Origin of the sequence: Lactobacillus sp. UMNPBX6 (genome assembly GCF_002553975.1) — a bacterium.
GTDB classification, from domain to species: Bacteria; Bacillota; Bacilli; order Lactobacillales; family Lactobacillaceae; genus Lactobacillus; species Lactobacillus gallinarum.
This window is the reverse complement of the sequence record NZ_PCZD01000021.1, coordinates 15,452-28,596: the sequence shown is the minus strand read 5'-3', so window position 1 is coordinate 28,596 and position 13,145 is coordinate 15,452. Positions and strand designations below refer to the sequence as shown.

Sequence of the window (13,145 nt, the reverse complement as noted above, 5' to 3'; positions counted from 1 at the left end):
GAATGGCTTTAGGCTCTTGGGCAATCTCTTCAGTCAGTTTTTCAATTTCAGCTTCCGTTTCTTGCGCTAGCTCCGTCAACCCCTGACTGGTTTGTACTTGCTCTTTTGCCATTGCTTTGACGACTTCTTTGGCAATCAGTTCATCATATAGTTCAACTGCTTGACCTTTGAGCTTTTCATGATACTTTTCAACTGCCTTGCGCCAGACAAAGCTATAGCGATTGGCATCGGCTTCGATTTTCGTGCCGTCGATGAAGATAGCCCCTTCGTTGATCAAGCCTTCTTGTTCCAGTAGGTTGGTAAAGTAAAGAAAGCATTTCTTGACCAATTCGTTGGCGTGGTCGCTCGATCTAAAATTATTGATGGTATGGTATGAAATCTGCTGGTGCTCAGCCAATACCATCATTGGTAGATTTTCTTCTAACATCAGCGCAATTTTTCTGCCTGAGAATACTCTGCGAGAATAAGCAAAAAGCAAGATCTTAAGCATCATAGCAGGGTGATAGGCAGGACGCCCGGTTTTGGCAGAATCGCCCAATAGGACGTCTTCTGGAATCGAATCGACGAACCAGCCGATCACTGTTGCCAAGTGATTGTTAGGTATAGTAAAGTCTAAATTAAGTGTTAAAGCAGTCTGGCCTGTGGTATAATTTTGATACATTGAGATTGTCTTCTTTCTTTTTATACTGTAGCGATTTAATAATATCAAGGAAGGCAGTTAAAGTATAGAAAAAGAACGATGAAATCGAAAAGGAAATCATCGTTCTTTTTTCATGTCTTAGGAATTAGTTTTTTCCCAGACACTTTTTGTGTTTATGGCTATATTAAGTAACGGATTTTATTATTCCTAAGTGTAAAATAGTTTGCGGTGACGCTTAGTTACAAATTAAAAAGGAGCCAAATCCAATTTAGGACTTGACTCCAAAACAAAAAGACCAGTAGTCTGATGTTAAGCAAAAAAACATATTAGAAACTGGTCTTTTATGAATTTAATTGTAACTGAAATCGTAGGTATTTTAAAGTCTGAAACTAATATTATTAAACGTGAAAAAGCTTTAGTAGTCTTCTTTCTTAATTTGATTAGAAACTTAATGGCTTTAGCCTTGGAACAAGTTGATCAAGAGCTAAGTGAATCAATGAAGAATCAAGGCTACCAGATTGAAAAGAAGAATCAACGTTCAATTAATATGGCTTTTGGTGAAGTAACTTATTCTAGAAGAAGGTATGTGAAAGCTGGTACAGAAAGCCGCTATCCGTTAGATGAATTAATGGGCTTTGATAAATATAAGCATTACAGTGTTTTAGCTGTCAGAAATATTTTAGAAGTAAGTAGTGTTGCCACTTATCGCAATACTGCCTTAGCTGTTAATTGCCTTTCAGGTTTTAATATTAGTCATGCTCAAGTAGGTAATCTGGTCAAAGCTGCTGGTCAAAAGATCAAAGAACAACAAGAATCCGATGGTCATTATGATGCGTAAACTTCAAAGAAAAAAGTGTCAGTACTGTATCTTGAAGGCGATGGCGTCATGATTAAAGACACTCAAGGACGGTTAGAGTTTCATCGCTATCAGATTTGTGAAGGTATTCGTAATGTAACTTACAAACGCAGAGAGCGAGTTAATGCCAAGGAATTTGTATCGTTAAGCCGTTTGGATGCTTTGAATGAAGCTAAAGAATATTTAGCTAACACTTATGATTTAACTGACACTTTGATTATCAGTAATGCCGATGGCGGTGCTGGTTATACTAAAAAAGACTTTGGCGAAATTGTTGGTCATTGCAGTAAACATGAGCACTTTTTAGACGTTTTCCATCTGAACAAGAAGATTAAAGATCGTCTTTGCTTTGTCCAAGAACTGCAGGGTAAATTAATCTATGCCTTAGAGTTTAAGTACGACCGCGACTTAGTGAATACAATCTTGAATACGGTTGAAAGTAAACTATTTGATGAGCTAGATACTGCGCAAAACTATGAGCATCTCGCCCGACTTCGCAGTTATATTGATAGCCACTGGGACGATATCAAGCCTTTCAAAATGCGTAATTTAAAGGTTACTAAAGCAATCGGCAGCTGTGAGAGTAATCACCGTAAGTACACTTATCGGGTTAAGGGACAAGGCAAATACTGGTCTAAAGCTGGCTTAGAAGGCATGCTCAGAATATTGACCTGCATCAAGAATCACGACTTAGAGCAATGGCTCAATAGTGACTTTGAGACAGGTAAGTTGATCAGTTTAGACCGCAAGAAACTACAGGCAGCAGCTAGAGATAGCTTAAAGCGGCGTCATGAAACGCACATTGGAATTCAACATGGAGCGTTAACAACAGAAGTTGCTGGCGGAAGTTATTTAAGTAAATTCAATCGAATGTTAAACCACATAAATTATTAAGGAATTAAGGTCAGACTAATGGTTTTTAGGCTACCGCAAAAACATTGACACTTACGTTGTACGCTGGTTAATTGATGATAGTGCTTAGAAATGCTAGAATTTGAATTGGTCATGAAGATCTTCCTTTCTTGATTTTTCGTCACTTCAAGTTTAGGTCTTCATGGCCTTTTTGTTTAACACTTAGTGTTGCACTTCATTTTTAAATCCGGGTTTTATTCTATTTTTTTAAATCGATTAAGAAATAATTTTCATCCCCACGATATGTGGCAATAGAATATTCGATCGGAATTTCCTTCTTAGTATAACCATAAGTGTGGAAATAAAAGACCGGATCATTTTCTGCAATATCTAATAAATCAGCTGTTATCTCATTGGCAGCCTTAACTTCCAGCTTACGCTTGACATGAATCACCGACAAATCTCTTTTGCTCAGTTCTTGATAAAGTGATTGCGTTGAAAAATCAATTTGCCCTAAATCAGTTAAATATTTTACAGGTAAATATGTTGTCACTACTACATTAGGACTACCATCAGCCGAACGTAAACGCGTTAACTTGTAGACTTCATCGTTCGCCTTCAACTTTAAAGCTTGCCTTACCTCTTCTGTAGGCTTTGCTTTTTTAAAGTAAAGAACTTGAGTCTGAGCAGTTAACCCTTTTTGCTTCATTTCACAATCATAGCTTTGAATGACATGAGTAAATTCCTGGGCAATTTTAGTCTGCTTAACAATTGTACCAACATGCTTACGGCGTTCTAAGTAGCCCTGATTAACCAAACCCTGGACAGCATGACTAATCGTTGGACGAGAGACTTCGTATTTAGCTGCAAGTTCTACTTCTTTCGGAATCAGATCACCGGTTTGATAACTGCCATCAGTTATCTGCTTACACAAAATTTCTTCAATTTCTTGATACTTCGCCTTAGTCATGAGGCAAAAACTCCTGTGCTTTTTCTAATACGCTAATCGCATTCAAGCTATGCTCTGCAGCTTCATCGGCCGCTTGCTGATCATGTTCTTTGATCTTACGTGCAAAGTAATTAAACTCGCTAATCATGCGGTGATCATACTTATTGAAGTTATAATGCTTTGGCTCTTCTTTTCCTATTTGAACATAATAATCAGGCAGAACATTTAATGGTCCATCAAAGTAGATTAACCCCTTCTCGCCTTCAATATAAGAACGAGTTGGTCCAACTGCATCCTTGGCTGCAATTAAACTAGCTTGCTTATCATCATAAGTTAAATTCAGAATACCGGAAGTGTCAGTACCACGCTGAATTGTTGGTAAGTATGAAATTTGCTTTGGCTGACCAAATAAACTGACACAGAAATTGATGTTGTAGATATTCATATCCATTAAAGCACCGCCACCCATTTTACGATCAAACTTAGGAATATGAACACCTGCTAAGAAGTCCGCATAGTGACTAGAAATTTGTGTCAGATTCAAAGCTATGACATGAACCTTGCCGATCTTTTTCAAGTCTTCTTTTAAGTGGAAGTAGTTCTCCAGATAAAGAACAGTCATTGCTTCAAAGAGCAAAACGTGGTGTTTATCAGCGGTCTTCTTAAGCTCTTTTACCTGCTCGCTTGTCTCAACTAATGGCTTTTCACAGATGACATTTTTATCTGCTGTTAAAGCTTGTTTAGCAATTGGAAAATGCAGCGAATTAGGTACACCAATATAAACAGTATCAATATCGCTATCGGCAAACATTGCTTCGTTATCTGTGTAAACTTTCTGAATATGATACTTCTCAGCTAATTTTTCTGCGACTGACTTTGATCTGGCTAAGGTGGAAATTGCCACTAATTCTACATCTTGCATTTGATCAGAGGCTGACAAAAAGTCATGCACAATTTGGCCACTACCAACGATTCCTAATTTCATTTCTTACTCCTAACAATTAATCTCAATGCCATCAACATGATCGTCTTCCATCCGGCGCTTCAAAGCTTCGTAAATCTTCACACCAGCAGAACAACCGATACGATCAGCACCGGCACGCACCATGGCTAAAAAGTCGTCGCTATTGCGAATACCACCAGCTGCCTTAACTTTGACGTCATCACCGACTACTGACTTCATCAACTTTACATCTTCCACCTTAGCACCACCAGTACCCAAGCCAGTTGAAGTCTTAATAAAGTCTGGTTTTACTTCTTTAGCAATCTCAGCTAACTTCTTAATTTCATCCTTAGTTAGGTAGCAATTTTCAAAAATTACCTTACATGGAATGTTGTGTTCGTGACAAGCAGCAACCATTTCTTGCATTTCACGCTTGATGTAGTCGTAGTTCTTTGCCTTTAATTCGGTGATATTAATGACATAGTCAATTTCATTAGCGCCATTTTTAATCGCATCTTTGGTATCAAAGACCTTGGATTCAATGGTTTGTTGTCCTAAAGGAAAGGCAATGGCTGCACCAGTATCGATATCGGTACCCTTAAGTTGTTCTGAACAGAACTTGGATTGCACCTGATTGATGGCGACCATCTTGAAGTGGTATTTCTTAGCTTCATCACAAAGTTTCTTCATATCTGCTTCAGTTGCGTCAGCATGCAAATTAGTGTGATCGATTAATCTAGCAAAATCATCTAAAGTGTATTTCATAATTTAAGCCTCTTCTATTATGTAATAACATATTGCTTACATATATGATATTATAGCTTAGTTAAATAAAATTCAACATATATGTAATTACATAATAAAAAATCCTAGATTTTCTCTAGGATTTTTTATCTATTCTATTTAATTCAACATGCTCTTAGCATATGGCAATTCAAGCGATGGATCAGCATTCAAAGTCAAATCCGCAAATTGATTATCATTATAAAGATTATATGCAGCAGCACCAATCATCGCAGCGTTATCACCACAAAGCTTGATATCTGGTAAAATCACCTTTGGTTGATCTGCCTTAGGTAGTTTAGCAATTTCTGCACTCATGCGATCACGCAAACCATGGTTAGCAGCAACTCCACCACCCATGATAAAGGTCTTAGGCTTGTACTGCTTAATTGCACGAATCGTCTTATGTGATAAAACATCAATTACCGCAGCTTGGAAGCTGGCAGCCAAATCGTATTTATTCAACTTTTCATGAATTTGATCAGCATGGTGGCAAGTGTTGATAAATGCTGACTTGAGTCCTGAGAATGAGAAATCATAGTCATCATCTTCCATCATTGCACGTGGGAAGTTAAAGGTATCCTTTCCTTCGTGAGCCCATGCATCAATGGTCTTACCTGCTGGATAATTTACCCCAAGTACACGGCCAATCTTGTCGTATGCTTCACCAGCGGCATCATCACGAGTATCACCGATAATTTCAAAATGAACTGGATCTTTTAACAAGACAATTTCAGTATGTCCACCAGAAACTTGCAATGCCAAAGCAGGATATTCAATCTCATCCTTTAATTGCGCTGCCATAATGTGACCCATAATGTGATCGACACCAATCAAAGGAATACCAGTAGCCATTGAGGCTGCCTTAGCTGCGCTAACACCGATCAAAAGCGCACCGACAAGTCCTGGGCCATAAGTAACCGCAATAGCATCAATGTCTTTCCAACCACAGTTTGCTTCATTCAAAGCTTCTTTAGTAATTTGGCTAACAACTTCAATATGGTGACGGCTGGCAACTTCTGGTACTACACCACCGAATCTTTGATGACTCTTGATTTGTGTTGCCACAATTAAGCTTTCAATTTCACGTCCATTTTTGATAACAGCTGTGGAAGTTTCATCACATGAACTTTCATAAGCTAAAATGCGAATATCTTTTTTCTCACTCAAAACGTAAACTTCTTTCTTCTAATTTGATGTGGCTTTAACCATAAAACCATATTTATTGCATCAGTATGAGTATCTTGATAATAATTTTTACGAATAAAATTGCTTGTAAATCCTAATGAGCGGTATAACCGTTGAGCAATCTCATTATCCGTACGTACTTCTAAAGTCACGCAATCACTGTCATTCTCACGAGCACGATTGATCATCATTTCCATCAAATAATGACCTATGTGCTGATGTTGATAAAGCGGAGAAACAGCGATATTAGTAATATGCGTTTCTTCTGGACTAAATCTTGCACCAATGAATGCTACCAAATTTGAGGCGTGATAAACCACTAAATAAAGAGAATTATTTCTTTTTCTCAATTCGGTTGCAAAAGAAAATTGGTTCCAAGGGGTTCTTCCAGAATAAACCTGCTGCTCTAATACTAATAGATCTGGAATATTATCATCATTAGCTTGCATTACTTGCAAAATTTTGCCATTTACATTGGTAATAAATGGCGTAAAACTCATATCAATTTGATTAACTGATTGATGAAAAAACTGATTAAACTTCTTCAACATAATGACTATCCGGTTCGAATGGCTTCCCTGTTTTCTTATGCCAATCTACTTCTGCTTGCGTTCTGCGCAAATATCTTGGCAATAACTTATCTGGATCTACTGGTTGGGCATCAATTGCTAATTGACCAATTAAGCCAGCATGAATCACATTTTGCTCATCGGTGCCATATTCATATGGGATATTCAAAGCTTTAATCTTTTCATCTTGCTTTTCAAGACCAGAACCAACAAATACAATCTTATCGACCTTATTTTGTGCTGCATATTCTTGAATAGCCTTAATCAAGACGTCGATATTGTAATGACCATCCGGAATTACATTTTTAGGAATATCCCCACTAATGTATCCTGCAGCAAAATAATTATCATTTCTAGCATCTAAACCGGTAATTACTAAAGCTGGTTCTTTAACCCCTTTAGCTAAAGCTTGCAAAGTAGAAATACCAACTACTTCTTTATTTAAAATGCTAGCAAACATTTTAACAGTAGTAATTCCAATTCTTAAACCGGTGTATGAACCTGGTCCGATTGCTACAGCAAAACGGTCTATATCGTTTAAAGTTAATTTATTTTCTTTTAAAATCTCTTCAATTAATGGATCAAGGTGTTCGCTATGATTACGTTCATCTCGCTCATTCTTCTCAACAATAACTTGTTGATCTTCATTTAAGGCAACGCTTAAATGATTAGTAGCTGTAGAAACACTTAAGATTTTCATTAATATTATTCTCTTTCTGCTTAAATTACTTTTTTATTTTAACACGAGAAACAGCTTGCAATACAACGTAGATTACAACCATTTGCACCCAAGGAATAATCATTTCTTTAGGCAATCGTTGAACTAAAGCAGCGTTAAAATTCATCCCGTACATCAGATGAAGCCACAATGTATTCATTCCGATATTCACAATAATTGTTACTAAAATTGTTGAAGCAACAATTCGCCACACTTTAACTGGATGATCGTATAAAAATAATGCATAAATTAATGGCCCAACCATTGCAGTCAAAGTAAAACCAATAAAGAAGCCTCCTTGATTGCCAAAAATAGCAGAGGAGACCAAGTCACTGATTCCACCACCAATTGTGCCCCAAACTGGACCAAAAAAGTAAGCTAATAATACGCTACCGATAAAGCCTAGGCCTACTTTAACCGTAGTTGGACCAAATGAAAATTGCCCCAAAATAATTTTCATTGCGACTATCATGCCCAAAAAAATCATCTGTTGCAAATCTGTACGTAAAATCTTTTTTGCATTCATCTATTTTTCCATCCTCTCTCATCATGAAAAAAACATGACCAATTTGTCATGTCTTTTATTATATCTCACGCCACTTCAATTCGCAGACTGCCTGCTCATTTCCGTCATTCGTTTCAACCGCATGATAGGATTTGGTAGCATCATTTTGTATTAAATTCATGCAAGAAATTATCTCGTCGCCATAATGTACTTCTTTATCAAACTTGATATCAATAGTTTTAACTACATGATTTCTTAGGAAATCACGATCTAACATATCAACAAACCAACTAAAATAATGACTGTTTGTAACATGATGATTAGTATCTAAATCATCATATCTTGCCCGATATTTTCTTCTATTCTCATAATTATCTTGTGCTCTCAAACGAGGAAAACGGGGCATTTTCTTCAGTAATGGCACGCCCCAATCTTCCATCATTTTTACATCGGCAGGAACTAAATGGCGCTTTTTAAGATCAAGCATGACCCATTGGCTTTTTACGCTAACCAATGGATTCCCTTCAGAATCACTAATACCAAAATCACGGTATTCAAAAAAACGATTGTATCCACTGGCATTAGTACTCAAAATGACTTGATCACCGGCTTCAGGTAATCGCTTAATATCAAAATGATATTGAGTAACCACCCAACCTAATCCTCTTTTTATTAAATCATCTGTACCAGCATGGCTGTTACTTAATTGATGTTCTGAAACTTGCATCAATAATTCAACCATAGCCGGCAACTCTAGACGACGATTTTCATCACAATCTCTAAATTCAATCTGGTAGTTTTCAGTATATTTCATAATTTATTTTTGATGATATTGATCATATAACTCATTCTTAGAAACATGATGCTCTTTAGCTACTTGCTTAATCGCATCTTTCTTTGATTCGCCTTTTTCTACTAAGGCATTGACTAAATCAATCAGTTCTGGCCAAGACAATTGTTTTGGTGCCTCAGTATTTGGTGAAATCAAAATTACGAATTCTCCACGAGGTGCATTTTGAGCAAAATATTCGGTTACTTCTTCAACGCTACCACGGATAAATTCCTCATGAATTTTAGTTAATTCACGTGCAGCTACAATCTGACGATCTTTAGGTAAAACAGTAGCTAAATTTTTCAGTGTTTTAGCTAAACGATGCGGTGCCTCATAAAAGATAGATGTGGCCTTAGCTTGATTCATTTGTTCAAAGTAGGGTTTTTGTTCAGAACTTTTACGTGGTAAAAAGCCGTAATAGGTAAATGGCTGCGCATCAAAACCAGAAGCAATAAGTGCGGTCGCAAAAGCAGACGGACCTGGAAGAGGAACCACTGGAATATCATTTTTAATACATTCTTGAACCAAGATATATCCTGGATCAGAAATAACCGGCATCCCGGCATCACTTATTTCCGCAATTACTGCACCATCTTTCATTAATTTAATTAATTCTGGCGCACGTTCTTTAGAATTATATTTATGAAATGAAATCATGCGATTATGAACGCCAATTTTTTCTAGTAAAATTCCACTAGTTCTGGTATCTTCAGCCGCAATGTAATCTGCATCAGTCAGAACTTTTTTAGCTCTAATTGTAATATCTTCTAAATTACCAATAGGTGTAGGAACCAGGTATAACTTACCTTCATCTTTTGCATAGCTGCTTTGCCGTTTCAATTTATCTGCCATCCTTCTTTATGCCTTTTTTTTCGCCAAAATTATCTAAAATATCAAGACAAAACATGCAATCTGCACTAGGATCACGATGTGAGCCATAATACATATTACAAATATGGTAACCAGAATCATAAATCTTCTTTAATGACTCTAAACCACTTTGCGTCTTAGTTTCCGGCGCAGGCTGATTTGCAGTTAATTTATCTAATTTTTCATGAAGCAACTGATTTTCTACTTTTAATTCAGTATTTTCTTTTAAAGTATCTAAAATATCATTCTCAAGACTAGCAATAGTCTTAGTCATATTTTCAGTTGTTTCCTTCAGTCTCTGCAATTTTAAATATGGATCCAATTTAAAACACCTACTTCCAATTTAAAGCAAGATAATCTAAAGAATTGCGAAAATTAACATTGCTTAAACGCATTTTATCTATTTCAACCAAATTATCTAGCATTCGTGCAGCTATATTTAGCTTAAGCGAATCAGACAGATCATGTTCTGCTAATAACTTCAACTTAACCAAAATATAGCGCTGCTCTGATACTAATTTAGCATTCTCCGACAGCTTATGTGCACTAACTAAAGCCAAACTATTATGTTCTAGCATTTCTTGGTAGAAATATTTTATTGCCTGATCTAATTTATCAAGATTACCCAGTTCTTCAATTTCACTCTTAGAAAAACCATTTTCTAGTAACAATGCGGTCTTTTCGGTAGGCTTTTCGCCATTATCAAAATTGATAATCTGAGTTCTAGATCGAACTGTTGGTAAAATTTGATCACTATTATTAGTAATTAAAATTGTAACTACAGGAGCAACGGGCTCTTCTAGCAAGTTAAGCAAACCATTAGCTGCGGATAAGGTCATTTTTTGAGCTTCATTAATAAAGAAAAAGCGCCGACTACTTTCAACCGGACTTTTGGCCAATTCTTCTTTTAAGGGCCGCACTTGATCGATTCCCAAAGTTTGTTTACCTTCAGGTTCAACTAATAGAACATCTGGATGATTACCAGATAAAATTTGTTTACAATTTTGACAAGTCCCATCCGGTTTATTTTCACCAGTACAATTAAATAAACAAGCTAACCAATAAGCCGTATTAAGTGCGCGACTCTCATCGCTATCTACGAATAAGTAGCTATGGGCTAATTTCTTTTGCTGGTATGCTCTTTGTAAAAATTGGGCTTGCTTCGTCCCTACATTAGAAATATCAATCATTTAAAAACGCTTAAACTTATCAACTGGAACAACAAAACAAATTGCACCACCTACAGTAACCTTTAATGGTTGGGTTATTTCATACCCTGTAGAAATCATATGTGGTGTTGCGATTTCTTCTCTTGCCCGTGATTCTTTCTTAATTACTTTTAGTACATCATCGACTTCTTCATCTTTGCATCCCACTAAAAATGTGGTGTTACCTTGACTCAAAAAGCCGCCTGAAGTTGCTAATTTAGTAGCACGGAAATTGCTTTTAACAAATGCTCTTTGTAGATTATTTGAATCTTCTTTTTGTACAATCGCAATTACTAATTTCATTTAATCAATCCTTAAAATATCTCTGGCAATCTTTTTTCTAGAGTTTCAATTACTTGATTTACGACATCATCAATTGGTTGACTGGCATCAATTGTTACAAAACGATCTGGATATAAATTCTTCACTTTTAAAAATCCAGCATAAACTTTTTTATGAAAAGCCATATTTTCTTGTTCTAACCGGTCTTCTTGGCCTGGACGAAGTTTTTGAATTCGATTAAGACCAACTTCAGGAGCAATATCCAAAAAGAAAGTCAAATCAGGATCTAATTTTCCTGTCGCAAAATCATTAATTTGCTTAACTTCTTTGATCCCTAAATCTCGGCCTTCTCCTTGATATGCTAGTGAACTATCAACAAAACGATCTGAAAAGACAATCTTGCCTTCACTAAGAGCTGGACGAATTATTTCTTCTACGTGTTGACTTCTTGCAGCCGCATATAGAAGCGCCTCTGTTTTGGCATCCATTTTATCATTTGCTGGATCCAAAATAATATCGCGAATTTTTTCTGCAATTTTTGATCCACCGGGTTCTCGAGTCACAAGATATTGTGGCTTAAGTTTAGGGCCAATCTTATCCAAAACCTCTTTTAAAACTGTACTTTTTCCTGCGCCATCAGGACCTTCAAAACTAACAAAATAACCTCTCATAAAATCCTCCATAGGTCTATTTTACAGAAGTTTCACATAGATTAACAGCCCTAGCAATTTTTAATTTATAAAATTAAAAAAGTCCCATAATGGGACTTAAATTTTACTGCGTAATCGCATTAGTGATACCACTAAATCTTGTGCCTCGATGACGGGCTTCATTATATAAAAAAGTATACTTTGCTTTTAAAATTCTACCTTGAATATAATTATCATCTGATAAATCCAAAGTATTTTGATCTAGATCTTGTTCTAAAGCTAGTTGATTCTGCAATTTTTCAATTTCAGTTACTAGCTTTTGATCACCTAGTTCTTTAATTTTATTTTTATTTCTTCTAGCCATTATAATGCCGTTCTTCCTTGCACTGCTCGCTTTAAAGTAATGGAATTAGCATATTCAATATCACTGCCCACAGATAAGCCAGCTGCTAATCGAGTAACCTTAATTCCGGCTGGCTTAATTAACTTGCTAATATACATAGCAGTTGATTCGCCTTCTGGAGTTGAATTAAGAGCTAAAATTACTTCTTTTACATCATCATTTTTTTGTAAACGAGTAATCAATGACTTAATATTAATCTCTTCTGGTCCAATTCCATCCATTGGAGAAAGAACACCGTGAAGCACATGATAAAGACCATCATATTCACCCATATCTTCAAAAGCCATCAAATCCTTAGGTTGTTCAACAACCATAATGGTAGTTTGATCACGATTAGGATTGGAGCAAATATCACAAACTTCTTTTTCAGTAATATTTCCACAAATAGGACATTGATGAATATCATTCTTCACTTGAATTAAAGCTTTAGAAAAATCTTCAACATCCTTTTCTGGCATATCCATTGTATAAAAAGCCAAACGAGTGGCAGTCTTTTCACCTACTCCAGGCAGCCTCATATAAGCATCAATCAAATGAGCTATTGGTAATGGATACTGCAATTACATCAAACCTTTCGTGTACTTGCCTAAACTTGCTTGAGTTGCTTCATCAATTTGAGATAATCCTTTGTTAACAGCATCAATGACTAAATCTTGAAGCATATCTGGATCATCTGGATCAATTGCTTCTTTATCGATCTTAATGTCTTTAAGCTTACGATCGCCTGTAAAAGTAGCTACTACAAGATCATCAGCTGACTTACCAGTAAATTCTTGTGCAGTAATATTTTCTTGTTCTTGGGCCATTTGTGCTTGAAGCTTCTTTGCTTGCTTCATCATTTGTTGCATGTTCATTCCGCCCATGCCCATACCGCCAAAGTTATGTCTTCTACTCATT

Annotated in this window: 17 protein-coding genes and 1 pseudogene; 1 reads left to right on the top strand and 17 read right to left on the bottom strand. The window is 36.3% G+C overall.

Features of this window, described 5'->3' with window-relative positions; all coding sequences use genetic code 11:
- On the bottom strand, nt 1–661 hold a 661-nt coding region (locus CP357_RS05025), incomplete at its 3' end, for a transposase (RefSeq protein ID WP_143468447.1).
- 322 nt (nt 662–983) lie between these two features.
- On the opposite strand from CP357_RS05025, the pseudogene CP357_RS05020 reads away from it, so the two are divergent.
- Nucleotides 984–2,390: pseudogene (locus CP357_RS05020) on the top strand (ISLre2 family transposase).
- A 217-nt stretch (nt 2,391–2,607) separates the two neighbouring features.
- Here CP357_RS05020 and CP357_RS05015 read toward each other — a convergent pair.
- From CP357_RS05015 to CP357_RS04940, 16 genes are all read right to left on the bottom strand, one after another.
- Nucleotides 2,608–3,318: a GntR family transcriptional regulator gene (locus tag CP357_RS05015; RefSeq protein ID WP_098036697.1), complete on the bottom strand. Its 711-nt coding sequence runs from the start codon at nt 3,316–3,318 to the stop codon at nt 2,608–2,610.
- Entirely contained in the window at nt 3,311–4,282 is a 972-nt protein-coding gene (locus tag CP357_RS05010) for a Gfo/Idh/MocA family protein (protein WP_098036696.1), read from the bottom strand. The genes CP357_RS05015 and CP357_RS05010 overlap by 8 nt, the downstream gene beginning before the upstream one ends.
- Before the next feature lie 9 nt (nt 4,283–4,291).
- Nucleotides 4,292–5,005 carry a deoxyribose-phosphate aldolase gene (gene deoC / locus CP357_RS05005; protein ID WP_087235481.1) on the bottom strand — a complete coding sequence of 238 codons (714 nt, stop codon included), beginning with the start codon at nt 5,003–5,005 and terminating at the stop codon, nt 4,292–4,294.
- A gap of 138 nt (nt 5,006–5,143) precedes the next feature.
- Nucleotides 5,144–6,193, bottom strand: coding sequence for a tRNA (adenosine(37)-N6)-threonylcarbamoyltransferase complex transferase subunit TsaD (tsaD, locus tag CP357_RS05000; protein ID WP_098036695.1), 1,050 nt, complete (start codon nt 6,191–6,193; stop codon nt 5,144–5,146).
- Nucleotides 6,190–6,762: a ribosomal protein S18-alanine N-acetyltransferase gene (gene rimI / locus CP357_RS04995; protein ID WP_025005207.1), complete on the bottom strand. Its 573-nt coding sequence runs from the start codon at nt 6,760–6,762 to the stop codon at nt 6,190–6,192. The genes tsaD and rimI overlap by 4 nt, the downstream gene beginning before the upstream one ends.
- On the bottom strand, nt 6,746–7,480 hold the full coding sequence (gene tsaB / locus CP357_RS04990) for a tRNA (adenosine(37)-N6)-threonylcarbamoyltransferase complex dimerization subunit type 1 TsaB (RefSeq protein ID WP_087235482.1): 735 nt from the start codon (nt 7,478–7,480) through the stop codon (nt 6,746–6,748). Before tsaB ends, rimI begins: the two co-directional genes overlap by 17 nt.
- Before the next feature lie 25 nt (nt 7,481–7,505).
- Entirely contained in the window at nt 7,506–8,024 is a 519-nt protein-coding gene (locus tag CP357_RS04985; protein ID WP_025005209.1) for a folate family ECF transporter S component, read from the bottom strand.
- 58 nt (nt 8,025–8,082) lie between these two features.
- Nucleotides 8,083–8,817 carry an acyl-[acyl-carrier-protein] thioesterase gene (locus CP357_RS04980; protein ID WP_087175990.1) on the bottom strand — a complete coding sequence of 245 codons (735 nt, stop codon included), beginning with the start codon at nt 8,815–8,817 and terminating at the stop codon, nt 8,083–8,085.
- Nucleotides 8,818–8,820: 3 nt separating this feature from the next.
- Nucleotides 8,821–9,675, bottom strand: coding sequence for a 16S rRNA (cytidine(1402)-2'-O)-methyltransferase (rsmI, locus tag CP357_RS04975; RefSeq protein ID WP_025005211.1), 855 nt, complete (start codon nt 9,673–9,675; stop codon nt 8,821–8,823).
- 1 nt (nt 9,676) lies between these two features.
- Nucleotides 9,677–10,027, bottom strand: coding sequence for a DNA replication initiation control protein YabA (gene yabA, locus CP357_RS04970; RefSeq protein ID WP_025005212.1), 351 nt, complete (start codon nt 10,025–10,027; stop codon nt 9,677–9,679).
- Between the two features lie 10 nt (nt 10,028–10,037).
- Nucleotides 10,038–10,895 (bottom strand): DNA polymerase III subunit, encoded by an 858-nt coding sequence (locus CP357_RS04965; RefSeq protein WP_098036694.1) that lies wholly within the window; start codon nt 10,893–10,895, stop codon nt 10,038–10,040.
- Nucleotides 10,896–11,216 (bottom strand): cyclic-di-AMP receptor, encoded by a 321-nt coding sequence (locus CP357_RS04960; RefSeq protein ID WP_025005213.1) that lies wholly within the window; start codon nt 11,214–11,216, stop codon nt 10,896–10,898.
- An 11-nt stretch (nt 11,217–11,227) separates the two neighbouring features.
- Nucleotides 11,228–11,866 (bottom strand): dTMP kinase, encoded by a 639-nt coding sequence (gene tmk, locus CP357_RS04955; RefSeq protein ID WP_098036693.1) that lies wholly within the window; start codon nt 11,864–11,866, stop codon nt 11,228–11,230.
- A gap of 103 nt (nt 11,867–11,969) precedes the next feature.
- Nucleotides 11,970–12,209 carry a YaaL family protein gene (locus CP357_RS04950; RefSeq protein WP_025005215.1) on the bottom strand — a complete coding sequence of 80 codons (240 nt, stop codon included), beginning with the start codon at nt 12,207–12,209 and terminating at the stop codon, nt 11,970–11,972.
- Nucleotides 12,209–12,808 (bottom strand): recombination mediator RecR, encoded by a 600-nt coding sequence (gene recR / locus CP357_RS04945; RefSeq protein ID WP_025005216.1) that lies wholly within the window; start codon nt 12,806–12,808, stop codon nt 12,209–12,211. The genes CP357_RS04950 and recR overlap by 1 nt, the downstream gene beginning before the upstream one ends.
- Entirely contained in the window at nt 12,809–13,144 is a 336-nt protein-coding gene (locus CP357_RS04940) for a YbaB/EbfC family nucleoid-associated protein (protein WP_098036692.1), read from the bottom strand.
- Nucleotide 13,145 lies beyond the last annotated feature (1 nt).

What these genes read in the sequence shown, in the direction of transcription:
- CP357_RS04950 (WP_025005215.1), bottom strand. Translation starts at nt 12,209, where the DNA reads ATGGCTAGAAGAAATAAAAATAAAATTAAAGAACTAGGTGATCAAAAG.
- deoC (WP_087235481.1), bottom strand. Translation starts at nt 5,005, where the DNA reads ATGAAATACACTTTAGATGATTTTGCTAGATTAATCGATCACACTAAT.
- CP357_RS04965 (WP_098036694.1), bottom strand. Translation starts at nt 10,895, where the DNA reads ATGATTGATATTTCTAATGTAGGGACGAAGCAAGCCCAATTTTTACAA.
- CP357_RS04940 (WP_098036692.1), bottom strand. Translation starts at nt 13,144, where the DNA reads ATGAGTAGAAGACATAACTTTGGCGGTATGGGCATGGGCGGAATGAAC.
- CP357_RS05010 (WP_098036696.1), bottom strand. Translation starts at nt 4,282, where the DNA reads ATGAAATTAGGAATCGTTGGTAGTGGCCAAATTGTGCATGACTTTTTG.
- CP357_RS04980 (WP_087175990.1), bottom strand. Translation starts at nt 8,817, where the DNA reads ATGAAATATACTGAAAACTACCAGATTGAATTTAGAGATTGTGATGAA.
- CP357_RS05015 (WP_098036697.1), bottom strand. Translation starts at nt 3,318, where the DNA reads ATGACTAAGGCGAAGTATCAAGAAATTGAAGAAATTTTGTGTAAGCAG.
- rimI (WP_025005207.1), bottom strand. Translation starts at nt 6,762, where the DNA reads ATGTTGAAGAAGTTTAATCAGTTTTTTCATCAATCAGTTAATCAAATT.
- tmk (WP_098036693.1), bottom strand. Translation starts at nt 11,866, where the DNA reads ATGAGAGGTTATTTTGTTAGTTTTGAAGGTCCTGATGGCGCAGGAAAA.
- CP357_RS04985 (WP_025005209.1), bottom strand. Translation starts at nt 8,024, where the DNA reads ATGAATGCAAAAAAGATTTTACGTACAGATTTGCAACAGATGATTTTT.
- tsaB (WP_087235482.1), bottom strand. Translation starts at nt 7,480, where the DNA reads ATGAAAATCTTAAGTGTTTCTACAGCTACTAATCATTTAAGCGTTGCC.
- CP357_RS04960 (WP_025005213.1), bottom strand. Translation starts at nt 11,216, where the DNA reads ATGAAATTAGTAATTGCGATTGTACAAAAAGAAGATTCAAATAATCTA.